Genomic DNA, 23,288 nt, shown 5'->3' with positions numbered 1-23,288 from the left:
CTCAGCCCCCCAGGTAGGCGCGTCGGATCTCGTCCATGCCCTTGAGCTCGTCGGACGAGCCGGTGAGCACGTTGCGCCCGGTCTCGAGGACGGTCGCCGTGTCGACGAGGGTGAAGGCGAGGTTGGCGTTCTGCTCCACGACGACCATGGCGATGCCCGATTCGACCCGGAGCCTTCGGATGGCCGCGTACACCGCCTTCGCGGTGCTCGGCGCCAGGCCGAGCGAGGCCTCGTCGAGCAGCAGGAGCCGGGGCTTGGCCATGAACGCCCGGGCCACGGCGAGCATCTGCTGCTCGCCGCCCGAGAGGGCCGCCCCCCGGGAGTTGATGCGATCCTTCAGCTGCGGGAAGAGGTCGAGGCAGTAGTCGAGGTCGGTGGAGATCGCCTTGCGGTCCTTGCGGAGGTACGCCCCGACCCGGAGGTTCTCGCGCACGCTGAGCTGGGCGAGCGTGCCGCGACCCTCGGGCACGTGCGCGATGCCGAGCGAGGCGACCTTGTCAGGACGCGAGCCGCGGATGTCGCGGCCGTCGAACGTGATGCGCCCGCCCGTGCGCACCGTGCCGCTGATCGCGCGCAGCGTGGTGGTCTTGCCCGCGCCGTTCGCGCCGAGGATGCCGACGGCGCCGCCCTCGGGGACGCTGAGCGAGACGCCCTCCAGCACCTGGACGGGGCCGTACGAGGCGGTGACGTCGGTGAGCTCAAGCAACGTCATCGACGGCGTCCTTTCCGATGTAGGCCTCGATGACGCGCCGGTCGGACTGCGCCTCGGCCGCGGTGCCCTCCATGAGCTTCGCGCCGTGGTCGAGCACGACGACCCGCTCGGTGAGGGCGGAGATGAGTCCCATGTGGTGTTCCACGATCACGACCGTGATGTCCTCCTCGGTGCGGACGCGCCGCACGGTGCCGATGAGCTGCTCGACCTCGCCGTGCGACAGACCCGCCGCGGGCTCGTCGAGCAGCAGGAGCGCGGGCTTCATGAGCAGCGCGCGGCACAGCTCGACGCCCTTGTGCAGGCCGTGCGACAACTCATCGGCGGGCAGGTGCGCGGCCCAGCCGAGCCCGGCGCGTTCGAGGAGTTCGAGGGCCTCCGCGCGGATGTCGCGTTCGGAGCGAGCGGTGAACGGCAGACGCAGCGACCACGAGGCAGGATCTCCGGGCAGTCGGGTGTGGCCGCCGAGCAGCACGTTCTGCAGCACGGTCGCATCGAGCTGGAGCGCCGGATGCTGAAAGGTGCGGGCCAGGCCGAGTCGGGCGAGCCGGGAGGGAGCCAGCCCGACGACTTCGGTCTCGTCGATCGTGATCGACCCCGAACTCGGCTTGTAGTGCCCGCTGATGCAGTTGAACAGGGAGGTCTTGCCGGCGCCGTTCGGGCCGACGAGGCCGAAGATCACTCCGGGCTCGACGTCGAAGCTCACCTCTTGGAGCACGTTGACACCACCGAAGTGCAGGCTCACGTCGTGCAGACTCAGGCGTGCGGCCATCGTGCACCTTCCTGTCGCATCATTGCTCGGGTCTGACGCGATCTCACGACCGCACGAAATCGACGCTACGGATCGAAAACGAGATTGTCAACGATTTTGGAAACGACCCGGAGCGTCGATATCGAATCGAGATCATCACGTCGCGGAAACCCCTATTGACAGGATCGCCCGTTCGTGCCCGTGAATCAACGCCCTGTTCACGCGGGAGATTCATACGGTAAGTTGCGGCGGCGGCATCCGCTCGTTCCATTCCGTTCAATGGAAAGGAAGGTACGATGGTCGGGACCGGGCCGCCGATGGCCCTCCTGAGGAGACATGCGATGGCACGTTCGTCGAACGGTGAGTCGGTGCTCAGCAAGCACCTCCGCGTGCTCGGGGCGTTCGAGGCATCCGAGCCGTTCCTGACGCTCTCCGAGCTCGCGCAGCGCGCCGGCCTCGCGCTCTCGACCACCCACCGCCTCGTCTCGGAACTCGAACGCGAGGGCCTGCTCGAGCGGATGCCCGACCTGACCTACCGGCTCGGCGTGCGCCTCTGGGAGCTGGCCTGCCGAACCCCCGGGGCGCTGGGTCTGCGCGAGATCGCCCGCCCATGGCTGCAGCAGGTGCACGCGCGGGTGCGCCAGCACGTGCAGCTCTCGGTGCTGAGCGGCACCGAGGTGGTCTTCCTCGATCGGCTCTCGGCGCGCGACGCCGTCATCAACGCGACCCTCATCGGCGGGCGACTGCCGCTGACCGTCTCGTCGAGCGGACTCGTGCTGCTCGCGTACGCCGGCCCCGAACTGCTCGAGCAGGTGCTCAGCGCCCCGCTCGTGCGTTACAACGAGCGCACGATCCAGACGCCCGAGCAGCTGCGCGAGGCGCTGCGCCGCGTGCGCGCCGACGGCTGGGCCGTCACCGAGGGGCACATCCACGCCGAATCGCGGGGCATCGCCGTGCCGGTGCTGGGCGCGCACCACGATGTCATCGCGGCGCTCTCCGTCGTCGTGCCGAACGACGGCACGTCGGCGCTCGGCTACGTGGAGCTGCTCGCCCACGCCGCGCGGGAGATCTCGGTCGCCATGCGTGCGGCCTACCTGCCCACGGGACATCCCGCAGCGACGCCCGGCGGTCGGTTCCGGCCGCTCGTCGCGTCGTCGGTGCGGTCGATGGAATACCTCGAATCGCTGCCGGCCGGGACGCCGGCATCCGAGCCGTAATCCGGCGAAACCCCCGTGGACATCGGGGGAGTGCGGATTAGGGTGTTGTCATGTCTGTGAACCCGCCGTTCCGTGCCGACATCGTCGGCAGCTTCCTCCGGCCCGAGGAGGTCAAGGACGCCAGAGCGCGTCACGCCGCCGGTGAGCTCGACGACGCGGGCCTCCGTGCCGTCGAGGACACCGCGATCGAGCGCCTCGTCGAACGCGAGGCGGCCGCCGGGCTGAAGCTCGCCACCGACGGCGAGTTCCGACGCTCGTGGTGGCACTTCGACTTCTTCGGCATGCTCGACGGCGTGAACGTGGTCGAGCTCGACCACGGCATCCAGTTCCAGGGCGTGCAGACCCGCCCGCGCGGGCTGCACATCGACGGACCGGTCGGATTCCCGGCCGACCACCCCATGCTCGAGCACTTCCGCTTCCTGAAGCCCGTGGCCGAGCGGGCCGGCGTGGTGCCGAAGTTCAGCATCCCCGCGCCGACCGTGCTCGACTTCCGCCTCGAACGCGACGCCCTCGAGGGCTCGCAGTACTCCGGCCACGAGGACATCTTCGAAGACCTCGCGCAGGCGTACCGCGACGCGGTGCAGGCGTTCTACGACGCCGGATGCCGGTACCTCCAGTTCGACGACACCGCGTGGGCGTATCTCTGTTCGGAGGAGGAGCTCGCCAAGGCCGCCGACCGCGGCATCCGCACCGATCATCTCGCCGAGCGGTACGCGTCGCTCATCAACGCGTCGCTGCGCGACAAGCCCGACGACCTCGTGATCACCACGCACGTCTGCCGTGGCAACTTCCGCTCGACGTGGATCTCGTCGGGCGGATACGAGCCGGTCGCCGAGCAGCTGCTCGGCGAGTGCGACTTCGACGGCTACTTCCTCGAGTACGACAGCGAGCGCGCGGGCGGCTTCGAGCCCCTTCGCTTCCTGCCCGAGGGCGACAAGGTCGTCGAACTCGGACTCATCACGACCAAGACGGGCACGCTCGAGGACCACGACGAGATCCGCCGCCGTATCGACGAGGCGGCCACGATCGTGCCGATCAGCCAGCTCGCGCTCAGCCCGCAGTGCGGCTTCGCCTCCACCGAGGAGGGCAACGTGCTCTCCGAAGACGAGCAGTGGGCGAAGATCGACGCCGTCGTCGCGCTGGCGAACGAGGTCTGGGCGGACGCGTAGGGACGCATCGGCGGCGTTCCGCCCGCTACGAGGGGTCGGATGCCGCGGAGCGCGGGTCGTCGGCGTTGGCGCCGCCCGCGAGCGCGTGCAGCCATGCGATGGTGCCATCGGTCATCGGATGCGCCGCGCCGAGTGATTCGAGGAAGGCGAGCGCGTCGCGCATCTCCGCCTCACGGCGCACGGCGTGCACCGGCGTGCCGTCGAGCAGGCGCTGCACGAGCGCGCGGCCGCCGGGGCCGAGCTCCGACGCGATCTGCTCGGTCACCCAGTCTTCGGCCCCCACCTCGCGAGCCGCGGTGACGGCCTCGAAGATGAGGGCGGCGAGCCCCTTCATGAACACGCTGCGGAGCAGCTTCAATCCGGCGGCGGCACCGGGTTCCGCGCCGGCGGCGGTCGTCGGCACCTGCAGTTGCTCGAGGAACGTCTGCAGCCGGTCGGCCCCCGACCCGCTCAGCGCGAGCGGGGTGCGGAGCCGGGCGCGGGGCACGGGCGCGAGCACGGCGACGTCGACGAATGGGATGCCTCGCTCGGCGGCGAGCGCGCCGAGGCGTCGCTTCTCGTCGGGGCCGAGGGTGTTGAGGTCGGCGTAGACGCTCCCCGGCCTCATCGCCGGCAGCGCGACGTCGAGAGCGGATGCCGCGGCGCCCCCGCCGACCAGACTCAACACGATCTCGGCATCGCGTACGGCCTCGGGGATGTCGGAGGCCAACGTCACGCCGGGTGGGGCGGACGCGACCACGGGATCGGTTGCCGTGACCTCGGAGCCCAGCTCGGCGAGTTCTGCGGCATAGATGCCGCCCGCTTCCCCGAGACCCAGCACCGCGACGCGCACGTGGAAACTCCCTTGACCGGCGACTGCACGTAATATTGTAGACAATAGTGGTTCGCGCCCAGGCCCGATATCAGGTCCGGCGATTCGGGAGAGAGTGTGTGCGCATGACGATGACGGTTCAGGACTCACCCGCTGCCGGTGCCGCCGACGCCGCGACCCTCGACCCACGCGTGACCGACCTCATCCGCGATGCGATCATCCGCGGCGAGTACGCACCCAACCAGCGCCTGATCGAGGCCGACCTCAGCTCGACCTTCTCGGCCAGCCGCGCCACCGTGCGCACCGCACTGCTGGAGCTCGCGAGCGAAGGCCTCGTGGAGCGACTGCCGAACCGCGGTTCCCGAGTGCGCGCCATCTCGCTCGACGAGGCCATCGAGATCATCGAGGTGCGCATGGGGGTCGAGGGACTGTGCGCCGCCAAGTCGTCGCAGAACCTCACCGCCGGCGACGCCGCGGCCCTCGAGCAACTGCGCGATGAGATGATCCAGGCCGTCGCCGACGGCGACCTGCTCGAGTACTCGCGCCTGAACCAGTACCTCGACATGCGCATCCGCGAGCTCAGCCGGCATGCCACCGCGTCCGACGTGCTCGCACGACTGCACGCCCAGAGCGTGCGCCACCAGTTCAAGCTGTCGTCGCGCCCGCAGCGAGCCAAGGTCTCGGTGCTCCAGCACGCCGCGATCATCGACGCCGTGGTCGCCGGCGATGCCGACGCGGCCGAACAGGCCGTCCGCAGTCACCTGCGCAGCGTCATCGACGCTCTGCGCGAACTCGAATCCTAGGACTGCGCGGGCGCGGCTCCGACGAACGCCGGCCGCCGCCGGCGAGCACACCGCCCAGGTTCGCGGGGCCGGCGGCATCCGTGATCCACCGGTGGGCGGGCTGGTCGCCGTCGTGCATGGGGATGAGGCGGAGCGCCTCGCTGCGGAGGGCCGCGTCGCGGTAGATGCCGCGGCTCGCCATCGTGATCGCCCGGGCGTCGGCCTGCAGGGCACCGCGGTCGCTGAGGCATCCGTGCGACGCCTCGATCACCACGACGACGCCGCGTGCGTCGAGGCCCGACTCCACCGCATCGGCGAACTGGCCGGTCAGGCGTTCCTGCACCTGCAGGCGCGCGGCGAGCACGTCGAGCACGCGGGCGAACGATCCGAAGCCGGCCACCTGCTCGGAGGGCGCGTAGACGAGGTGCACCATGCCGCGGAACGGCAGCAGGTGGTGCTCGCACATCGAGCGGAACGACAGGCGCGAGACGACGACCGCCTCACCGTCGGCGATGCCCTCGCCCGGGAGCGCCTGCAGGAGACCCGATGCGTCGACCTCCGATCCTGAGAGCAGCTCGGCGAAGCTCTCGGTCACGCGTCGGGGCGTCTCGGCGAGTTCGGGTCGGTCGGGGTCCTCGCCGACCGCGAGCAGGAGATCACGCACGGCCTGGCGTACGGCGTCTGGGTTCACGGTCTGCCTCCACGGGTGGGGATCGGATGTACCGGCGGATCGTCCCTCCGCAGCGGGGTCTCGGATGCCCTGCGGCCCCTGCCGACGGATCGGCAGGGGCCGCAGGATGGTCAGGCGACCTCGGCGCTCAGGCGACGCCGGCCGTGCGCCAGCCGCCGTGGTACTCGGTGCGCGCGGTGACCGCGTAGGGCACCGGGCTCACGACCGCACGCACGGTGAACTGCTCGTGCGGCTCCACGGTGGTCTTCCTGCTCCCGCCGTCGGGCTCGCCCCAGATGACCTGCAGCTCGGTGCCGATCTCCACGTTCGCGTCGACCGTGGCGAGCGACAGGCCCCGTCGCTCGTTCGCCGTGACGCCCGTGAAGAGCGACAGGCCGACCGTGGTGCCATCGGCATCGACGACGGCGTCGTAGTTCGACGAGCCGTAGTTGGCGTTCGGCAGGTCGAAGAACTGCGCTCCGGGGCGGTCGCGGTCGAGGAACGAGGTCCAGATCGCGGCGAGGTCCTCGTCGTTCCAGGCGAGGGTGACCTTCTTGCGCTGCTGCGAGGCGTCGATCTTCTCGAGCGCGTCACGTCCGATGAAGTCGTGGTCGAACTTCACGAACGAGCCGTACCCGAGCTCCCACGGGTTGAGGTAGTAGTCCTCGATGTTCTCCGACACGAACGAGCCCGCGAGCGCGTTGATCGCCTCGTAGCTGTTGGCGGGCAGCCACTCGCGGTAGGCGCGCTCGGCCTCGCTCGAGTAGATGGCCGGCAGCGGCGACGGGATCCAGCCCGACTCGAGGGTGTTCGAGGAGTAGGCGCGGGAGCCGCAGGGCTCGATGCCGAACTCGGCACCCGCCTCGAGCACGGCGTCGCGGATCTTGCCGTGCTGCTCGTAGGGGCCCCAGATCTCGAGGCCGGGGGCGCCGGCCATGCCGTGGCGGAGCGTGCGCACCTGCTCACCGGCGATGGTGAGCTCGCCCATGTGGAAGAACTTCACCTGCTCGAGCGGTCCGCCGTTGAGCTTCTCGATGATCTGCCAGGCGTTCGGGCCCTGGATCTGGAACCGGTAGTACTTGCGGCTCACGGCCTGGCCGTAGGGGCGCGACGGCGAGCGGTCGTCGTAGGTGAACTCGACGTTGTAGCCGCCCGTCTCGGCGTGGAACTGGAGCCAGTTGGCGCCGGGCGCTCGTCCGACGTAGACGTACTCGCTCTCGGCCTCGTGGAACAGGATGCCGTCGCCGATCACGCCGCCGTTCGAGGCGGTGGGCACGAACTGCTTCGCGGTGTTCACCGGGAAGTTCTTGAAGCCGTTGATGCCGGTCTCGGCGAGCAGCTTGAGCGCGTCGGGGCCCTTCACGAAGAAGTTGACCATGTGGTGCGACTGGTCGTAGAGCACCGCCGTCTCACGCCACGCCTTCTGCTCACGGCGCCAGTTCGTGAACTCCGAGGGCACGACGGGGTAGATGTACGTGCCGAGCTGGGAGTTGCGCAGCATCTCGACGACGTTGCCCTTCTCGTCGAGCAGCTCTTGAAGATTGCTGGCCATTTCGTGGTCCTCGACTTCCTTGTCCTGCGTTGTCCGCGATGGTACGGGGGGAGTTTCCCTATGTCCAGAGTTATCCGGTCGCCAAGATTGTAGACATAATGTTGACCATTCCGCCAGAGCTGTGATTCACTGATGGCGCATCGACAGGTTGGAGTCCCTATGGCAGCGAACACCCTTCTGGTCATCAGTGCCCATGCGGGAGACTTCGTGTGGAGGGCCGGCGGCGCCATCGCCTCGGCGACGCAACGTGGCGAGCGCGCCGTCGTCGCGTGCCTCTCCTACGGAGAACGGGGCGAGTCCGCGAGCCAGTGGCTGCAGGGCAAGAGCCTCGACGAGATCAAGCAGATCCGACGCGACGAGGCCGAGGCCGCGGCATCCGCCCTCGGCGCCGAGATCGAGTTCCTCGACCTGGGCGACTACCCGCTCCGCGAGAGCCCCGAAGCGGTGGCCAAGCTCGTCGACGTGTACCGGCGCGTGCAGCCGACCGTCGTGCTCACGCACACGCTCACCGACCCGTACAACGGCGACCACCCCGCTGCCGCTCGCATGGCGCTCGAGGCGCGCGTGCTCGCGCAGGCGATCGGCGTGGCCAACGCCGACGGCTCCTTCCCCTCCAAGGACGACATCATCGGGGCGCCCCCCGTCTTCTTCTTCGAACCGCACCAGCCCGAGCAGTGCGACTTCAGGCCCGACGTGCTCCTCGACATCACCGACGCGTTCCCGCTCAAGCGCCAGGCGATGGAGTGCCTCCCGGCGCAGAAGCACATGTGGTCGTACTACACCGACCTCGCGGTGCGCCGCGGCGTGCAGGTCAAGCGCAACGCCGGCCCCAACCTGGGCCTCCCGCACGAGACGATGGGCGAGGCCTACGTGCGGTTCTTCCCGCAGGTGACGAGCGTGCTCGAATGACCGGTATCGTCGTCACCGACATCGCGCGGGCCGACCGCGACGTGGTCGACGCGCTCGCCGAGTTCGGCTCGGCCACGGTGCACGAGGCGCTCGGACGCATCGGCTACGCGGGCCCGCGAATCCGCCCGATCCAGCAGGGCGCCACGATCGCCGGCTCCGCCGTGACCGTGCAGACCGCGCCGGGCGACAACCTCATGGTGCACGTGGCCATCGAGCAGTCCACCTCCGGCGACGTCATCGTCGTCGTGCCGACGACCGATTCGGCGTACGGCTTCATCGGCGAGCTGATGGCGACGCAGATGCAGGTGCGCGGCGTTCGCGCCTACGTGACGTCGGGCGGCGTGCGCGACACCGCGGAACTCCGCGAGATGGGCTTCCCGGTGTGGACCGCCCATGTCAGCTCCGAGGGCACGGTGAAGGACACCGCCGGCTCGGTCAACGTGCCCGTGATCCTCGGCGGGGTCGTCGTGAACCCGGGCGACGTGGTCGTCGCCGACGACGACGGCGTGACCATCGTGCCGCGCGAGCGTGCCGGCGAGGCCCTCGAGGCGTCGCGCGCCCGCACCGCGAAGGAGGCCGCGAACCGCGCGAAGTACGAGTCGGGCGAGATCTCGATGGACGTGAACGCGCTGCGCCCCGTGCTCGACTCCCTCGGCGTGCGCTACCTGACGCAGGCGGAATACGACGATGGTCGGCGCTGACCCGGTACGCGACGGCATCCCGTGCATGCTCATGCGCGGGGGCACCTCCAAGGGCGCGTACTTCCTGGCGGCGGATGTCCCGTCCGACCCGCTCGAGCGCGAAGACCTGCTGCTGCGCATCATGGGCAGCCCCGACCCGAAGCAGATCGACGGCCTCGGCGGGGCGCATCCGCTCACCAGCAAGGTCGCGGTCATCTCGCGCTCGGAGGATCCCGACCTCGACATCGACTACCTGTTCCTGCAGGTAGGCGTCGACCAGCCGACGGTGAGCACCACGCAGACCTGCGGCAACCTGCTCGCGGGCGTCGGGCCGTTCGCGGTCGAGCGCGGCCTCGTGCCGGCGGGCGACACGACGACGACGGTGCGCATCCGGCTCGTGAACACCGGGGATGTCGCGACTGCCGTCTTCGCGACGCCGGGCGGCCGCCCCGACTACGACGGCGACGCTGCGATCGACGGCGTGCCCGGCACCGCGTGCAACATCGACCTCGAGATGGCGGCGGGCGACAAGCCGCTGCTCCCGACGGGCAACGTCGTCGACGAGATCGCCGGGCACCGGGTGACCCTCGTGGACAACGGGATGCCGGTCGTGCTGCTGCGAGCCGACGAGTTCGGCGTCGACGGCGACGAGTCTCCCGAAGACCTCGAGTCGCGCCCCGACCTCCGCCGGGAGGTCGAGGAGATCCGGCTCGAGGCCGGCCGGCTGATGGGGCTGGGCGACGTCGCCGAGCAGACCGTGCCGAAGATGTTCCTGCTCTCGCCGCCCCGGCACGGTGGCGTCGTCGGCACTCGTGGCTTCATCCCGGCGCGGGTGCATTCGTCGATCGGGGTGCTGATGGCGGCATCCGTCGCTGCGGGTGTCGGCATGCCCGGCGCCGTCGGCTCCGAGTTCGCCGACCTTCCCGACGACGGGCGTCCCTTCGACATCGAGCACCCGACCGGTTCCTTCCCCGCACGGGTCCGCGTCGAGCGCGGCGACGACGGCGTGTGGCGCGGCACCTCGACCTCGCTGCGCACCGCCCGCAAGATCTTCGACGGCACCGTGTTCCCCCGACCCCGGCTGTGACGCCATCCCGGCTGTGACGCCGAACCCGACCCCGTCTCTCAGAGAGGACACCTGAAATGACCGAGTACACCTCGTTCGACGTCGCCCACCTCGGCAACGTCGAGTTGCTGACCCCCACGTTCGACAAGAGCCTCTGGTTCTTCCGCGACCTGCTCGCCATGCGGGTGGTCGCCGAGGAGGGCGACTCGGTCTTCCTCCGCACGTGGGACGAGTACCAGCTCTACACGATCAAGCTCACGGCATCCGACGACGCCGGCGTGGGCCGCACCACGTTCCGCACGACGAGCCAGGAGGCGCTCGATCGTCGGGTCGCCGCCATCGAGGAGATGGGACTCGGCGAGGGATGGGTCGACGGCGAGGTCGGGGTCGGCCCGACCTTCATGTTCCGCGATCCCGATGGCCACACGATGGGCATCTACTACGAGACCGAGCGGTACGTCGCCACCGACGACAAGCCGGCGCTGAAGAACCAGGCCTCGGCGTTCCCTGGCCGTGGCGTGAACGCCCGCCGGCTCGATCACATCAACTACCTCGCGAAGGATGTCGTCGCCAACGGCGAGTTCGTCGAGCGGGCGCTGCGCGGGCGCGAGAGCGAGCGCATCGCGCTCGACCAGGGCGGGTTCGCGGCGTGGTGGTTCCACTTCAACAACAAGTCGTACGACATCGTCTACTCCGACGACTGGCTGAAGCACGGCAACCGCCTGCACCACATCGCCTTCGCGCCCGACACGCGGGAGGACATCCTCAAGGCGGCCGACATCTTCCTCGAGAACGGCATCCACATCGAGTCGGGCCCGCACAAGCACGCCATCAACCAGACCTTCTTCCTCTACGTGTGGGAGCCGGGCGGCAACCGCATCGAGTTCGCGAACGCCGGCGCGCGACTGCTGCTCGACCCCGACTCGCCCGTCGTGGAGTGGACGGCCGAGGAGCGCAAGAAGGGCCAGGCGTGGGGCATGAAGACCATCGAGACGTTCCACACGCACGGCACGCCGATCGTCAAGGAGTGACCCTCCCGGACGATCTGCGCGAACCGGTTCCGGTGACCTGGAACCGTGATGGACTGGAGACGAGCATGATCCCGAACACAGAGAGGTGGGGAGTCGCATGAGCGACATGGAGAACGCTGTAGTGAGTACGAATGCCGCATCCGGCGCCGCAGCCGATACGGACACGCGGGCCGCCGGCGGCGTGCAGACGTCCACGGGCGTCAGGACGGGGCTGTACATCGGCGGCGAGGAGCGGTTCACCGACGAGGTGTTGACGGTCGCGGACCCCGGCAAGCCCGGTGTGATCGTCGGTGAAGCCGCGTCGGCGTCCGAAGCGGATGTCGCCGATGCCATCGCCGCGGCCAAGGCCGCCTACCCGGCGTGGTCCGCGTTGACCGCGCAGGAGCGGGCGGCGAAGATGGCCGAGGCGATCGCCGGCATCGCCGACGACCGCGACACGGATGCCGCGATCCTCTCGCAGGAGAACGGCAAGATCCGGATGGAGTCCTGGATCGACGCGTTGGTCTTCGAGATCCGGTGGAATCTCGCGCTGATGCTGGCCGACGAGGTCGACACGGGCAAGACGCTGCCGGTCGTTCCCGGGAACATTCCGGTGACGACCGAGGTGGCATACCAGTCGATCGGTCCGGTGACCGTCATCGTGCCGTTCAACTGGCCGATCGCGATCCTCGGCGCTTCCCTGCCGCATGCCCTGCTGGCCGGGAACACCGCGATCGTCAAGCCACCGCCCTCGACGCCGCTCGCGACCACCCGCGTGGTGCAGCGCGTCGCCGAGAAGCTGCCACCCGGTGTGCTCAACGTCGTGACCGGCAAGGACGCGAACATGTCGGCGCTGATCTCGAGCCAGGACATCGCGAAGGTCTGCTTCACCGGCAGCGTGAACGGCGGCAAGCGGATCATGGAGATGGCCTCGAAGTCGCTCACCCGGGTGACGCTCGAGCTGGGCGGCAACGACGCAGCGGTGTTCCTCGATGACGCGATCCTCGACGACACCCACCTCGACCGCCTGTACGCCGCGATCTTCGACACGACCGGCCAGATCTGCATGAACGCCAAGCGCGTCTACGTGCACCGTTCGCGCATGGACGAGCTCGTCGACGGGCTCTCCGTCCGGCTCGAGCAGGCCAGGCTCGGCTACGGGCTGGATGAGGGCACCACGATGGGGCCGCTGCACCAAGGGGCGCAGAAGGCATTCGTCGAGGAGATCATCCAGGAGGCGAAGGATGCCGGCGCCGACGTGCGGGAGTTCGGCGAGCTGCCGAGCGACCCCGAGCTCGCGGGCGGCAACTTCCTGCGGCCGGCCATCGTGGTCGATCCCGACCCGTCGCTGCGCGTCGTGACCCAGGAGCAGTTCGGTCCGGTCATCCCGATCATCCCCTTCGACACCGAGGAGGAAGCCGTCGCGGCCGCGAACGACACGTGGAGCGGACTCTGCGGCAGCGTCTGGACCGCGAGCCCCGAAGCCGCCCAGCGGGTCGGGTCGCGGCTCGTCTGCGGCTACGTCTGGGTCAACGACCACGGTGCCACCCGACTCGACCTGCGTGCCCCCTTCGGCGGCATGCGGCAGTCCGGGTTCGGTCGCGAGCAGGGCATCGAGGGTATCCGGGCGTTCCAGGACACCCGTTCGATCGCGACGATCGACCCCGAGGCGCTCGCCGCGATGGCCCACTGAGGCACCAGATCGACAACCCGATCGAGCGCAGGGAGGCGCGGATGCCGGCACCGTCAGCGGTGCGGCATCCGCGCCTCCTCCTTGCCGTCGCGGTGCTCATCATCGCGGCGAACCTGCGCGCCTCGATCGCGGGCGTCGGGCCGCTCCTCGCCCAGATCGCCGAGGACCTCGGCACCACCGAGGCGGCGCTCGGCCTGCTCGCCGCGATCCCGCTGATCGCGTTCGCCGTGTTCTCGCCGATCGCGCACGGCATGAGCACGAGGCTCGGGATGTCGCAGACCGTGCTGTGGTCGCTCGTCGCGCTCGCGGCAGGCACCGTGTGGCGGTCGCTGCCCGGATCCCCGGCCAACCTGTGGGTCGGCACCGTGCTGATCGGGGCATCCCTCGCCGTCGTGAACGTCTTGCTGCCCGCTGTGATCAGGCGGGACTTCCCCGATCGGGTCGCCGGCATGACGGGGCTGTTCACGGCGTTCCTCGCCGGCACCGGCGCCCTCGCGTCGGGTGTGGTCGTGCCGATCTCCCACATCGTCGTCGACGGTGACGAGCTCGGATGGCGCTGGGCGCTCGTGTGGTCGGGGTCGCTCGTCACGCTGGCGATCGCCGCCTGGGGCGCGCACCTCATCACACGGCGCGGCGCCGCCGATCGGCAGCGCGAACGAGACCCGGGACCGCCCGACCAGTCCGAGCCCGTCTCCGGCCGCGCCGGCATGTGGGGGGACCCCGTCGCGTGGCTGGTGCTCGCCTACATGGGTCTCCAGGCGATGTGGTTCTACATGCTCATCACCTGGCTGGCGCCGTTCGCACTCACGCTCGGCCGCTCCGAGGTCGTCGCCGGCATCGACGTGATGGTGCTGCAGATCTGCTCGCTCATCGGGTCGCTCGTCGTGCCGTTCCTGCTCCGCGCGCCCCGCCTCGCCCGGTGGACGCCCGCGCTCATCCCGCTGCTCGGCATCGTCGGCGTCGCCGGGCTGATCACCATGCCAGATCTCATCCTCACCTGGGCCATCGTGTCCGGGCTCGGAAGCGGCGCCTCGCTCTCGATGACCTTCACCCTGTTCAGCCTGCGCGCCCGTTCGGCCGTCGCCGCCGGCCGGCTCTCGGGCATGGCGCAGTCGGGCGGCTACGCGATCGCGGCGGTCGGTCCGGTCGCGTTCGGCGGGCTGCTGACCCTGACCGGCGGATGGCTCGTGCCGCTCCTCCTCGTCGTGTTCACGCTCGTCGCGCAGGCCATCGTGGGCGTCTTCGTCGGGCGCGACCGGCACGCCGAGTCCGCGGCGCAACCCGTGGCGGGCGAGGACAGGACTCCCGACAGCATCGGGTGATCACGTGAATGCCAAGATCGGTGTATGCCGACTTCTGTGGAACTGATTCGCGCGTCGACCCTTTCCTCCGCCGCCGAGTATGCGTACGCGGCGACGGCCCCGAAGGATGCGCGCCTCATCTTCCTGGCTGGCGCATGCCCGCTCGATGACGACGGCACGACGGCCGCCGTCGGTGACTACGCCGGTCAAGCGGGGATCTGCGTCGAGACGATGACGCGGGCACTCGCCGCGGCCGGTGCGACGATCGGGGACGTCATCAGCACCCGTGTGCTGGTCGCGTCGTCTGATCGAACCGATCTCCATGCCGTCTGGCAGGTGGTGCGCGACGCATTCGGCGAGCACGACGTGCCGAGCACGCTGATGGGAGTCACCGTGCTCGGCTACGCGGCGCGGCCCGCCGTGCTTGCCTTCCGGCCCGCGTCGATCACGCGGAGCGCGTCGGCGGCGAGCTCGAGGCCGTCGTCGTACGGCTCGCGCCAGATGGCGAGCATGTCGGCGACCGGCGCGGGGAGCACGGAACGCGAGAAGGCCTCGACGCCCCACCGGCCCCGGTAGCCGTCGTCGAGTGCCTGACGCACCACGTCGACGACGTCGACCACTCCGGACGAGAGCGCGCCCCGCCCCGACTGACCGAGCTCGAGGTACCCGAGCTTGGGCAAGGCGGTTCGGATGGCCGCGGCGAGATCGGCTTCCTCGACGGCCATGTGGAAGGTGTCGAGGTGGATCCGCAGGTGATCGGAGCCGCTGGCGGCGACGAAGTCCATCGCTTGCGCGGCGGTGTTGACGACCGCGGTCTCGTACCGGTTGAGTACCTCGAACGTCATGGTGACGCCCCGCTCGTGGGCTTCGTCGGCGATGCGCCCGACCTCGATGGCGGCACGCTCGAACGCGTCGCGCCCGACCGGCGCCGTCGGGCCGCCGAACGGGCCGTAGGGCACGCCGTTCATCTGGTCGCCGCCGAGCGCGACCGTGAGATCGAGGGCGGCGCGGAGCATCGCGGCACCGTCGGCTCGCACCGCCGCGTCGGACGACGAGACGTCCGCCGTGGGCATCTGCCCGGCGATCGTGATGGGGGCGAGGCCCCGGTCGGCGAACGCCCGGGCCAACGCCGCGGCATCCGCGGTCTCGGGATCGAGCGGCGGCAGCACGACGCGTCGGTACCCGGCGGCCGCGAGGGCGTCGAGCGCCGTTCCGAGGCGCTCGGGTGCGGCATCCGCCACCAGGACGTTGAGATGACAGGCGACGTCGAGATCGGCATTCATCGAGGTGTCCTCAGCGTCAGAAGACGGGCAGGTCGAGGCGCTGCTTGAACACGGAGTAGCCGTCGTCGACGTGCACCACCGTGCCGTTGATCGCGTTCGCTTCATCCGAAGCGAGGAATGCGACGACGTCGGCGATCTCCGAAGGAGCGGTCATCGTGTTGCGCAGCTGCTCCGACGCGAAGGTCGCCTTCAGCTCGTCGCTGAACTGGTTGATGATCGCCGTGCCCACACGGCCGGGCGTGATGGCGACGGCTCGGATGCCGTACTCCGCGAGCTCGTAGGCGGCCGACCGGGTGAACGAGATGACCGCAGCCTTGGCCGCGCTGTACGTGAACGCGAGCTCGGCGGCCTGCTCGCCGTAGATCGATGACGTGCTGATGATCACACCGGGGGTGCCTTGGGCACGGAACTGGCGCCCGGCGGCGAGGATGCCGTAGTACACCCCGTCCTGGTCGACCCGGATCATGGGCTCGTAATCGACGGCGGGGTCGTGCTCGAGCAGGGGTTTGCCGCCAGCGATGCCCGCATTGTTGAAGATCACGTCGAGCTTGCCGAACGCGTCGACGGCACGCTGCACCGCGGCCTCGACCTCGGCGTAGACCGAGACGTCCGCCTGTGCGGCGACCGTTGCCCCCTCGAAGCCCGACTCCTCGATCTCGGCAACCGCCTTCTCAGCGCTGTCGAGGTTGATGTCGACGATGAGGACCTTCGCGCCCTCGCGCACGAACTTCTCGACGGTCGCCCGCCCGATGCCGCTGGCGCCCCCGGTGATGAGCGCGACTTTGCCTTCCAAACGCATGAGATGACTTCCTTCTGAGGTGACGGTCGGTCTGAGGTTGACGGTCGGTGCTGTGGGGCGGGAGCGCCCCGCCCCACAGCGAGCGGACTCGACTCGGGCTACTCCAACTTGTCCGACGGAGTGATCTCCGCCGCGTTCTCGGTGGTGACCAACGTGGTCTCGGCCGCCTCGAAGTTCTCATCGGGGAGCGTGCCGTCCTCCTGGTAGGCCACCATGGCCTCGATCACCTGGTCGAGGATGGCCGGCCAGGGCTGCTCGACGGTCGCCAGCATCGAACCGCCGGCCTGGATCTGCGCAAGGGCCTCGCTCACGGCGTCGACGCCGGTCACCTTGCCCGCCTCACCGGCTTCGGTGATCGCCTGCGCGGCGCCGAGGGCCGCGTCGTCCCAGCCGGCCCACACGCCATCGAGCGCGCCGGGATTCGCCGACATGAAGTCGGCGACGAAGGACAGCGTCTCCGTACGTCCGGTCGCCGGCGACTGGACCTTCTGCATGTCGCCGCCGGCGATGGTGGCACCGGCCTCCTCCAGCGCCTCCACCGCGAGGCCGGAACGCATCCGGATTCCCGCGTGCGGGTCGTGCCCGATGACCATCACCGTCTTGCCGTCCAGGCCGCCGAGCGCCTCGTCGAGCGCTCCGACCGTCTGGTCGACGATGCCCTGCTGGTCGGTCGTGACGTTGTAGACGTACGCGTCGGTCGGCTCGGTCCCCGCGTCCATCGCGAACATCGGGATCTCGGCGTCCCGTGCAGCCGTGACGATCGACTGGATCGACGCCTCATCCGTGTAGCCGTTGAAGATGGCGTCGGCACCCTGGCCGATCGCGCTCTCGACGGCGGGATTCATCTTCTGGAAGTCGAAGTCGCCCTGGATCATGGTCAGATCCCAGCCGAGTTCGTCCGCCTTCGCCTCGACGGCCTTGACCCACCACGCGCCGATCGGCGTCTGGTTGCCCGAGGTGAACGCGATGACCCGGAACGGCTCGTCGCCGCCGCCCCCGCCCGCGTCCCCGCCGCCTCCTCCGCCGCCGGTCGAGCATCCGGTCAATGCAAGAGCTGCAGCCGCGGCGAGCACCACCGTCGCCCTGAATGTGTTTCGCATGATAACTCCCTTGTTGTGATTGCGTTGTGTGATTGCGTTGTCGTGAGTGCGTTATTCGGATGGACTGGGCGGGTTCGACGCCGCCCAGGCGTTCGTGGGGGCCGCTATCGCTCGCGCGTCTTGAGCGATGACAGCGTCACCGCGGCGATGATGATCAACCCGGTGACCACCTGTTGGACATATGAGTTGACGCCGAGGATGTTCAGGCCGTTGCTCATGACGCCGATGATCGCGACGCCCACCAGGGTTCCGACGATGTTCGCAGCGCCCGACCGGACGACGGTCATTCCGAGGAACACGGCGGCGACCGAGAACAGGAGGTTGTCCTCACCCTGCACCGCGCTCGCGCTGCCGAGTCGTGCCGCGAGCAGGATTCCGCCGATGGCGGAGACCAGGCCCGCCACCGTGAACGCCAGGAGTCGGGCGAGTCGCACGTTCACGCCCGAGAGCCGCGAGACCTCGGCGTTGCCGCCGGTGGCGTACCAACGGCGACCGAGGGTCGTGTACCTGAGGAGTGCCCAGAGGATCAGCGAGATGGCGGTGGCGATGAACACCGGAAGCGGGATCTGCAGGAACCGCCCCTGGCCGAGGTTGTTGAACTCGGCCGGCATCTTGAACAGGGTCGTCCCCTCGGTCACGAGGAACGCGAGCCCGGTCACGGAGGTGAGGGTTGCCAGGGTGGCCACGAACGCGGACAGGTTGAGGTAGGCGACGAGCACGCCGTTCACGAGGCCGACGAGGAGTCCGACGGCGAGTCCGACGAGGATCGCGACGGGGACGGGGGTGCCGCCCAGCATCATGGACGATGCCACCGCGCCGGCGAGAGCCGACGTCGCCGCCACCGACAGGTCGAAGTCACCGACGACCATGACGATCGTCTGAGCTCCGGAGATGATCGCCAGGATGGCCACCTGGTACAGGATGTTCCGCACGTTGGTGAAGCCGAGGAAGACATCGGGGCGCATCGCGAAGAAGAAGATGATCAGGACGACGAGGGCCATCACCGTGCCGGAGGCCAGGAGCGTCTGCCCCATCGACCGGCGAGGGATGGCTCGGACGTCTGTTGGATCCTCCAGCCCGGGGTTACGCGTCGTGGTCATCTGAATCAGCCTTTCCGTAGCAGTACGCCAGCAGAACTTCTTCGTCGGCCTCGTCGGCGCGAACCTCGCCCGAGATCCGTCCTTCGTGCATGATGAGCACGCGGTCGCTCATGCCAATGAGCTCGGGGAGCTCGGAGCTGACGGCGATCACGGTCGTGCCGCCGGCCGCGAGCTCGCGGATCAGGCGGTAGATCTCCGCCTTGGTGCCGACGTCGATGCCTCGCGTCGGTTCGTCCATGAGCAGGATCTTCGGCTTCCGGGCCAGCATCTTGGCGAGCACGACCTTCTGCTGGTTGCCGCCGGAGAGCTCGCCCACCGGCTGCCGCTGACTTCGCGCCTTGATCTTCAGGTCGGCCATGCCCTTGTGGACGATGTCGGAGATGCGCGCGCCGTCGACCACGCCGAACGAGCTGACGGCCGGGATGTTCGCCAGGGCGATGTTGTCGCGGATCGTCGATCCCAGGATCACGCCCTGCGTGCGACGTTCTTCGGGAACGAGGGCGATCCCGGCATCCAGTGCCCGACCCACACCCGGTGAATGCGGAAGCGTCTTGTCGCCCACCCGGATGGTCCCGGCGATATGCTTCTGAGCTCCTGAGAGGATGCGCAGCAGCTCACTACGGCCGGAGCCGGCCAGGCCTCCGATGCCGAGCACCTCGCCCTTGTGCGCGGTGAACGAGACGTCCTTGACTCGCCGACCGTCGAGATCGGCCACGGTGAGGGCGACCTCGTCGGTGACCGTCGTCCGGTCGGGGTACAGCTCCCCGGCGGAGCGACCGACCATGCTGGAGATCACCTCGTCGATGTGCGAGTCGGCGACATCCTTCGTGACGATGGTCTCGCCGTTGCGCATGACGGTGAGGCGGTCGCAGAGCTCGAACACCTCCTCGAGACGATGCGACACGTAGAGGATCGCGACGCCTTCGTCCCGCAGGCTTCGGAGCACGCTGAACAGCTCGGTGATCTCCGTGTCCGTCAGCGACGCGGTCGGTTCGTCGAGGATGAGGACGCGAGCGTCGGTGGCCAGCGCGCGCGCGAAGGCCACCATGGTCTGCTGCACCGGCGACAGCTCGCCGGCGAGCCTGCTCAGCGAGATCCGCTGATGGAGACGGTCGAGCTGTTCCCGAGCGCGACGACGCAGGGCCCGCCACTGCACGACGCCGCCGCGGGAGGGGATCTGCTCGCCGAGGAGGATGTTCTCGGCGACGCTGATCGTCGGGACGATGGACAGTTCCTGGTACAACGCGACGATTCCAGCGCGGTTGGCCACGCGCACGTTGTGGAACTCGACCTCTTCGCCGTTCCTCCAGAGGGTTCCGGCGTCCGGAGGGTAGACGCCGGTGAGGACCTTGATCAGGGTCGACTTACCGGCGCCGTTCTCGCCGAGCAGCGCGTGGATCTCCCCGGGCCGAACCGACAGTTGCGCACCGTTCAGTGCGTGGACCCCGTCGAAGCGCTTGACGATGTCGCGCGCTTCGAGCGCCGGAGTCATCGTGCCGGTCTGGTCGGTCGCCGTCATGAGGCACCCCCCTCGTCGAGGTCGTTGCAGCGGATGACGACCTTCGGATGCTCCCCGCTCACGTGCGCGGCGAACGCCTGCACGGCGTCCTCGAGGTCGAACACGGCCCGAGTCAGTTCGTCGACCTCGAGGTGCGGCAGCACCTGCAGGGCGCGGGGGAAGGCGTACGGCGAGATGAAGACGCCGGTGAGCGTGAGCTCCTTGAGGTACAGGTGATCAGAGAGGTTGAGCGGCATCTCGAAGTCGGCCGGGTACATCGCCCCGTAGACGACGGTGCCGCCCTTGGCCGCGAGGTCGAGCAGCCCGTGAACCGCGCGGGTGGAACCGGATGCGTCGATCACGACGTCGTACCCTCTGCCGCCCGTGATCTCGGTGGCCCGGGCATCCTGGTTTTCGGCGACCGGGTCGATCGCGAACTCCGCGCCGTGACGCAGCGCCATCTCGCGCCGGTCCTCGATCGGCTCGATCATCGTCAGCGAGGTGGCGCCGTACATCCGCATGACCTGCAGGGCGAGCTGCCCGATCGGGCCCCCACCGCAGATCGCGACGCGGTCGCCGACCTTGATGTTCGTCTTGTCGGCGATGCGCACGGCCACCGAGGTGGGTTCGAGGAGGCATCCCTTCAGGAGCGACACCTCGTCGGGCAGCCGGTAGACCTGCGACTCGTGCCAGGTGACCGTCTCGGCCATGCCCGGCCGGTTGTACTCCTGGATGTGCTCGCAGAACTGCTGCTTGCCCTCCCGGCAGGGGCCGCACGTGCCGCAGAAGCGAAGGAAGTTCCCCGCGACGCGGTCGCCGACCTGCAGCCCGTTGCGGGTCGCGGCGTCGCCGAGCGCCTCGATCACGCCCGAGACCTCGTGACCGAGGCCGATCGGCACGTCGGTGCCGAAGTATCCCTCGGCCAGGTGGGGGTCGGATCCGCAGATGGCCGCGTAGGCGACGCGGACGCGCACGTCCTCGGGCCCGAGGGGCTGGTCGGGGAAGTCGACCACGCCGATCCGGCCGCGCGCGTCCTCATCGGGGTCGCGGAGGCTGCCGATCTTCGTGACGGCGACTGTTCTCATGCGTCTCTCCGTTGAGCTCGATGACGAGGGTCAGGGTTGGGCCGCGATGACCCGACGGGTCGCCGCGATGGTGGCGTCGAGGCCGTAGCCGTACTTGTCGCGCAGTTCCTCGTCCTCGCCGAAGCCGGCATACACCTGCGGGATGCCGAGGCGTTCGAAGGCGGCGAGGTGCACGCCGCGGTCGGCCAGCACGTCCGCGATCCGAGTGGCGAGGCCGCCGTAGGCGAGGTGGTCCTCCAGAACGACGAACCGGCCGCCGGTCTCCTCGGCGCTGCGCACGATGAGCTCCTCGTCGATGGGCTTCAGCGTGAACATGTCCACGACTCGCACCGACCGCCCGTCCTCGGCGAGCGTGTCGGCGGCCTGCAGCGCCTGGGCGACGGTGGTGCCGTGCGTGAAGATCGTGGCATCCGTTCCCTCGCGAGCGACGATGCCCTTGCCGATGCGCACCTCGTGCTCGCCGGGCTCGTAGAGCACCATGTCCTTCTTGCCGACGGCGAGGCGGATGTAGATCGGGCCGGGCATGGTCATCGACTGCCGGATGATCTCGCCCACCATGAGCGGGTCGCCGATCGAGGTGACCGTCATGTTGGTGAGCGCGCACATGAGCGCGAGGTCCTCGACCGCGTAGTGGGTGGAGCCGCCGTTGCCGACGAGACCACCGTGCGTGCCGATGATCTTCACGGGGAGGTTGGGGTAGCAGACATCCGTACGCACCTGCTCGAGGGCCCGCATGCTGAGGAACGGGAGCATGCCCGAGACGACCGGGATGTTGCCGTCGTAGGCGAGTCCCGCAGCGATGCCCACGCAGACCTGCTCGGCGAGGCCGACATCGAGGAAGCGATCGGGATACTTGTCGCGGAACTCCACGAGCGTCGCACCGATGTCGGGCGTCAGCACCCACAGGTTCTCGTGCTCCTCGCCGAGTTCGGCGAGCGTGGTGCCGATGACGGAGCGAGCCGACAGCATCTCTCCGAACGTGAACGTGACCGGCATCAGACCGTCTCCTTCTTCCGGTTGGCTTCGAGCGAGGCCATCGCGCGCTCGAGGTCGGCGGCGCCGAGGGATCCGGCGTGCCAGGCCAGGTTGTGCTCCATGAAATCGACGCCCTTGCCCTTGATCGTCTCGGCGATGACGACGGTCGGGCGGTCGGAGTCCGTCGCCGGCAGTGCGTCGATCGCGGCGACCAGCTGCGACATGTCGTGGCCGTCGGTCTCGATGACGTTCCAGCCGAACGCGCGCCACTTGTCGGGGTAGGGCTCGAACACGACCCGCTCCTCGGCGAAGCTCGTCATCAGCTGGCGGTTACGGTCGATGAACGCGACGAGGTTGCCGAGCTCGTTGCTGCGCGCCGCCATGGCGGCCTCCCACACCGACCCCTCGCCGGTCTCGCCGTCGCCCAGGAGGCAGACCACGCGGTGGTCCTCACCGCGGTGCCGGGCGCCGAGGGCCATGCCGACGGCGAGGGGAAGGCCGTGGCCGAGCGAACCGGTGGAAGCCTCGACGCCGGGCAGCTGCACCTTGCACGGGTGCATGCCGTACGCACTGTCGAGCTGGCCGTACGTCTCGACGATGCCGTCGTAGCTGAAGAAGCCGCGGATCGCCATGGCGATGTACATGCAGACCGCTGCGTGGCCCTTGCTGAGCACGAATCGGTCGCGCTCCGGGTTCCGGATGTCGGAAGGATCGACGTCCAGGCCGTACTGGAAGAGGGCGGTGAAGATATCGGCCGCCGACAGGTCGCCGCCGATATGCACGGCCCCCTCGTACGTGCCGCACAGGTGCAGGAGCTTCGACCGAAGCTCGAACGCCAGGTCCTCCAGCTCTTCGACGCTCGGTCGGTCTTCTCTGGACCTCAGGGTCTGTCGGGCCATCGCATGCCTCCTCGTTGATTCACGCGCCGAGGGTCGATGGCTTCGTACTCGTGTCGTCATCGACGCTCGTTCTGCGGTCGACCCGTCAATGCTCGGGGCGATTGCGAGTGACGTTAGCACGAACCCATTTACAAGTAAACAAGAATGCACGTAAACTCGTTTACTGTCGTACCCGGCTGCTACCGGCATCCGGATCAGGCACACACAGAGAGGTGGGTGTACGGAATGA

The 23,288-nt window shown here is 69.0% G+C and carries 22 protein-coding genes and 1 pseudogene; 10 read left to right on the top strand and 13 right to left on the bottom strand.

What is annotated here, in order from left to right; genetic code table 11:
- Position 1: 1 nt before the first annotated feature.
- The gene (locus tag AB0K73_RS00345) at positions 2 to 712 is read right to left on the bottom strand and encodes an ABC transporter ATP-binding protein (RefSeq protein ID WP_360511178.1); all 711 of its coding nucleotides are present in this window, start codon (positions 710 to 712) and stop codon (positions 2 to 4) included.
- On the bottom strand, positions 699 to 1,481 hold the full coding sequence (locus AB0K73_RS00340; protein WP_360511179.1) for an ABC transporter ATP-binding protein: 783 nt from the start codon (positions 1,479 to 1,481) through the stop codon (positions 699 to 701). The genes AB0K73_RS00345 and AB0K73_RS00340 overlap by 14 nt, the downstream gene beginning before the upstream one ends.
- A 320-nt stretch (positions 1,482 to 1,801) precedes the next feature.
- On the opposite strand from AB0K73_RS00340, the gene AB0K73_RS00335 reads away from it, so the two are divergent.
- Together AB0K73_RS00335 and AB0K73_RS00330 are read left to right on the top strand one after the other, a co-directional pair.
- Complete coding sequence (locus AB0K73_RS00335; protein ID WP_360511180.1) at positions 1,802 to 2,677, top strand: IclR family transcriptional regulator; 876 nt, start codon at positions 1,802 to 1,804, stop codon at positions 2,675 to 2,677.
- Positions 2,678 to 2,727: 50 nt separating this feature from the next.
- Entirely contained in the window at positions 2,728 to 3,846 is a 1,119-nt protein-coding gene (locus AB0K73_RS00330; RefSeq protein ID WP_360511181.1) for a 5-methyltetrahydropteroyltriglutamate--homocysteine S-methyltransferase, read from the top strand.
- Positions 3,847 to 3,871: 25 nt separating this feature from the next.
- On the opposite strand, the gene AB0K73_RS00325 is transcribed toward AB0K73_RS00330, so the two are convergent.
- A complete protein-coding gene (locus tag AB0K73_RS00325) occupies positions 3,872 to 4,678 on the bottom strand; it encodes a DUF1932 domain-containing protein (RefSeq protein WP_360511182.1) in 807 nt (268 codons plus the stop codon).
- Positions 4,679 to 4,782: 104 nt separating this feature from the next.
- Between AB0K73_RS00325 and AB0K73_RS00320 the strand changes: the two genes are divergently transcribed.
- Positions 4,783 to 5,460, top strand: a complete 678-nt coding sequence (locus AB0K73_RS00320; protein WP_360511183.1) for a GntR family transcriptional regulator — start codon at positions 4,783 to 4,785, stop codon at positions 5,458 to 5,460.
- Here AB0K73_RS00320 and folE read toward each other — a convergent pair.
- Together folE and AB0K73_RS00310 are read right to left on the bottom strand one after the other, a co-directional pair.
- On the bottom strand, positions 5,429 to 6,130 hold the full coding sequence (folE, locus tag AB0K73_RS00315; protein ID WP_360511184.1) for a GTP cyclohydrolase I: 702 nt from the start codon (positions 6,128 to 6,130) through the stop codon (positions 5,429 to 5,431). The two genes, AB0K73_RS00320 and folE, sit on opposite strands and share 32 nt — an antisense overlap.
- 127 nt (positions 6,131 to 6,257) lie before the next feature.
- Positions 6,258 to 7,661: an aminomethyl transferase family protein gene (locus tag AB0K73_RS00310; protein WP_360511185.1), complete on the bottom strand. Its 1,404-nt coding sequence runs from the start codon at positions 7,659 to 7,661 to the stop codon at positions 6,258 to 6,260.
- A gap of 159 nt (positions 7,662 to 7,820) precedes the next feature.
- Here AB0K73_RS00310 and AB0K73_RS00305 point away from each other — a divergent pair, with 159 nt between their 5' ends.
- From AB0K73_RS00305 to AB0K73_RS00275, 7 genes and pseudogenes are all read left to right on the top strand, one after another.
- Positions 7,821 to 8,570, top strand: a complete 750-nt coding sequence (locus tag AB0K73_RS00305; RefSeq protein WP_360511186.1) for a PIG-L deacetylase family protein — start codon at positions 7,821 to 7,823, stop codon at positions 8,568 to 8,570.
- Positions 8,567 to 9,271 (top strand): 4-carboxy-4-hydroxy-2-oxoadipate aldolase/oxaloacetate decarboxylase, encoded by a 705-nt coding sequence (locus AB0K73_RS00300; protein WP_360511187.1) that lies wholly within the window; start codon positions 8,567 to 8,569, stop codon positions 9,269 to 9,271. The genes AB0K73_RS00305 and AB0K73_RS00300 overlap by 4 nt, the downstream gene beginning before the upstream one ends.
- A complete protein-coding gene (locus tag AB0K73_RS00295) occupies positions 9,258 to 10,337 on the top strand; it encodes a 4-oxalomesaconate tautomerase (protein ID WP_360511188.1) in 1,080 nt (359 codons plus the stop codon). The genes AB0K73_RS00300 and AB0K73_RS00295 overlap by 14 nt, the downstream gene beginning before the upstream one ends.
- Positions 10,338 to 10,393: 56 nt before the next feature.
- On the top strand, positions 10,394 to 11,347 hold the full coding sequence (locus AB0K73_RS00290) for a VOC family protein (RefSeq protein ID WP_360511189.1): 954 nt from the start codon (positions 10,394 to 10,396) through the stop codon (positions 11,345 to 11,347).
- Positions 11,348 to 11,468: 121 nt separating this feature from the next.
- A complete protein-coding gene (locus tag AB0K73_RS00285; protein WP_360511190.1) occupies positions 11,469 to 13,019 on the top strand; it encodes an aldehyde dehydrogenase family protein in 1,551 nt (516 codons plus the stop codon).
- Positions 13,020 to 13,060: 41 nt separating this feature from the next.
- A complete protein-coding gene (locus AB0K73_RS00280) occupies positions 13,061 to 14,341 on the top strand; it encodes an MFS transporter (RefSeq protein WP_360511191.1) in 1,281 nt (426 codons plus the stop codon).
- 24 nt (positions 14,342 to 14,365) lie between these two features.
- Positions 14,366 to 14,725, top strand: a pseudogene (locus AB0K73_RS00275) (Rid family hydrolase); the annotation flags it as partial.
- On the opposite strand, the gene AB0K73_RS00270 reads toward AB0K73_RS00275, so the two are convergent.
- The 8 genes from AB0K73_RS00270 to AB0K73_RS00235 form a co-directional block, all read right to left on the bottom strand.
- On the bottom strand, positions 14,722 to 15,603 hold the full coding sequence (locus AB0K73_RS00270; protein ID WP_364774738.1) for a sugar phosphate isomerase/epimerase family protein: 882 nt from the start codon (positions 15,601 to 15,603) through the stop codon (positions 14,722 to 14,724). The pseudogene AB0K73_RS00275 and the gene AB0K73_RS00270 sit on opposite strands and share 4 nt — an antisense overlap.
- A gap of 16 nt (positions 15,604 to 15,619) precedes the next feature.
- On the bottom strand, positions 15,620 to 16,402 hold the full coding sequence (locus AB0K73_RS00265; RefSeq protein ID WP_360511193.1) for an SDR family NAD(P)-dependent oxidoreductase: 783 nt from the start codon (positions 16,400 to 16,402) through the stop codon (positions 15,620 to 15,622).
- 98 nt (positions 16,403 to 16,500) lie between these two features.
- Positions 16,501 to 17,502 carry a sugar ABC transporter substrate-binding protein gene (locus tag AB0K73_RS00260; protein ID WP_360511194.1) on the bottom strand — a complete coding sequence of 334 codons (1,002 nt, stop codon included), beginning with the start codon at positions 17,500 to 17,502 and terminating at the stop codon, positions 16,501 to 16,503.
- A gap of 104 nt (positions 17,503 to 17,606) precedes the next feature.
- Entirely contained in the window at positions 17,607 to 18,602 is a 996-nt protein-coding gene (locus AB0K73_RS00255) for an ABC transporter permease (RefSeq protein WP_360511195.1), read from the bottom strand.
- A complete protein-coding gene (locus AB0K73_RS00250) occupies positions 18,586 to 20,121 on the bottom strand; it encodes a sugar ABC transporter ATP-binding protein (RefSeq protein ID WP_360511196.1) in 1,536 nt (511 codons plus the stop codon). The genes AB0K73_RS00255 and AB0K73_RS00250 overlap by 17 nt, the downstream gene beginning before the upstream one ends.
- A complete protein-coding gene (locus tag AB0K73_RS00245) occupies positions 20,118 to 21,185 on the bottom strand; it encodes an alcohol dehydrogenase catalytic domain-containing protein (protein WP_360511197.1) in 1,068 nt (355 codons plus the stop codon). The genes AB0K73_RS00250 and AB0K73_RS00245 overlap by 4 nt, the downstream gene beginning before the upstream one ends.
- Before the next feature lie 30 nt (positions 21,186 to 21,215).
- Positions 21,216 to 22,181, bottom strand: a complete 966-nt coding sequence (locus AB0K73_RS00240) for a transketolase C-terminal domain-containing protein (RefSeq protein ID WP_360511198.1) — start codon at positions 22,179 to 22,181, stop codon at positions 21,216 to 21,218.
- Entirely contained in the window at positions 22,181 to 23,059 is an 879-nt protein-coding gene (locus AB0K73_RS00235) for a transketolase (protein WP_360511199.1), read from the bottom strand. The genes AB0K73_RS00240 and AB0K73_RS00235 overlap by 1 nt, the downstream gene beginning before the upstream one ends.
- Positions 23,060 to 23,288: the final 229 nt, after the last annotated feature.

Source organism: Agromyces sp. NPDC052230 (genome assembly GCF_040679595.1).
GTDB lineage: Bacteria > Actinomycetota > Actinomycetes > Actinomycetales > Microbacteriaceae > Agromyces.
Note: the sequence above shows the minus strand (reverse complement) of the source record. Positions and strands in the feature narration are given on the sequence as shown.

Excerpts from the sequence above, each read along its gene's own strand:
- AB0K73_RS00245 (WP_360511197.1), bottom strand. The coding sequence starts at position 21,185 with ATGAGAACAGTCGCCGTCACGAAGATCGGCAGCCTCCGCGACCCCGAT.
- AB0K73_RS00335 (WP_360511180.1), top strand. The coding sequence starts at position 1,802 with ATGGCACGTTCGTCGAACGGTGAGTCGGTGCTCAGCAAGCACCTCCGC.
- AB0K73_RS00295 (WP_360511188.1), top strand. The coding sequence starts at position 9,258 with ATGGTCGGCGCTGACCCGGTACGCGACGGCATCCCGTGCATGCTCATG.
- AB0K73_RS00240 (WP_360511198.1), bottom strand. The coding sequence starts at position 22,181 with ATGCCGGTCACGTTCACGTTCGGAGAGATGCTGTCGGCTCGCTCCGTC.
- AB0K73_RS00300 (WP_360511187.1), top strand. The coding sequence starts at position 8,567 with ATGACCGGTATCGTCGTCACCGACATCGCGCGGGCCGACCGCGACGTG.
- AB0K73_RS00340 (WP_360511179.1), bottom strand. The coding sequence starts at position 1,481 with ATGGCCGCACGCCTGAGTCTGCACGACGTGAGCCTGCACTTCGGTGGT.
- AB0K73_RS00270 (WP_364774738.1), bottom strand. The coding sequence starts at position 15,603 with ATGAATGCCGATCTCGACGTCGCCTGTCATCTCAACGTCCTGGTGGCG.
- AB0K73_RS00235 (WP_360511199.1), bottom strand. The coding sequence starts at position 23,059 with ATGGCCCGACAGACCCTGAGGTCCAGAGAAGACCGACCGAGCGTCGAA.
- AB0K73_RS00260 (WP_360511194.1), bottom strand. The coding sequence starts at position 17,502 with ATGCGAAACACATTCAGGGCGACGGTGGTGCTCGCCGCGGCTGCAGCT.
- AB0K73_RS00265 (WP_360511193.1), bottom strand. The coding sequence starts at position 16,402 with ATGCGTTTGGAAGGCAAAGTCGCGCTCATCACCGGGGGCGCCAGCGGC.
- AB0K73_RS00330 (WP_360511181.1), top strand. The coding sequence starts at position 2,728 with ATGTCTGTGAACCCGCCGTTCCGTGCCGACATCGTCGGCAGCTTCCTC.
- AB0K73_RS00255 (WP_360511195.1), bottom strand. The coding sequence starts at position 18,602 with ATGACCACGACGCGTAACCCCGGGCTGGAGGATCCAACAGACGTCCGA.
- AB0K73_RS00320 (WP_360511183.1), top strand. The coding sequence starts at position 4,783 with ATGACGATGACGGTTCAGGACTCACCCGCTGCCGGTGCCGCCGACGCC.
- AB0K73_RS00280 (WP_360511191.1), top strand. The coding sequence starts at position 13,061 with ATGCCGGCACCGTCAGCGGTGCGGCATCCGCGCCTCCTCCTTGCCGTC.
- AB0K73_RS00250 (WP_360511196.1), bottom strand. The coding sequence starts at position 20,121 with ATGACGGCGACCGACCAGACCGGCACGATGACTCCGGCGCTCGAAGCG.
- AB0K73_RS00290 (WP_360511189.1), top strand. The coding sequence starts at position 10,394 with ATGACCGAGTACACCTCGTTCGACGTCGCCCACCTCGGCAACGTCGAG.
- AB0K73_RS00345 (WP_360511178.1), bottom strand. The coding sequence starts at position 712 with ATGACGTTGCTTGAGCTCACCGACGTCACCGCCTCGTACGGCCCCGTC.
- AB0K73_RS00305 (WP_360511186.1), top strand. The coding sequence starts at position 7,821 with ATGGCAGCGAACACCCTTCTGGTCATCAGTGCCCATGCGGGAGACTTC.
- AB0K73_RS00310 (WP_360511185.1), bottom strand. The coding sequence starts at position 7,661 with ATGGCCAGCAATCTTCAAGAGCTGCTCGACGAGAAGGGCAACGTCGTC.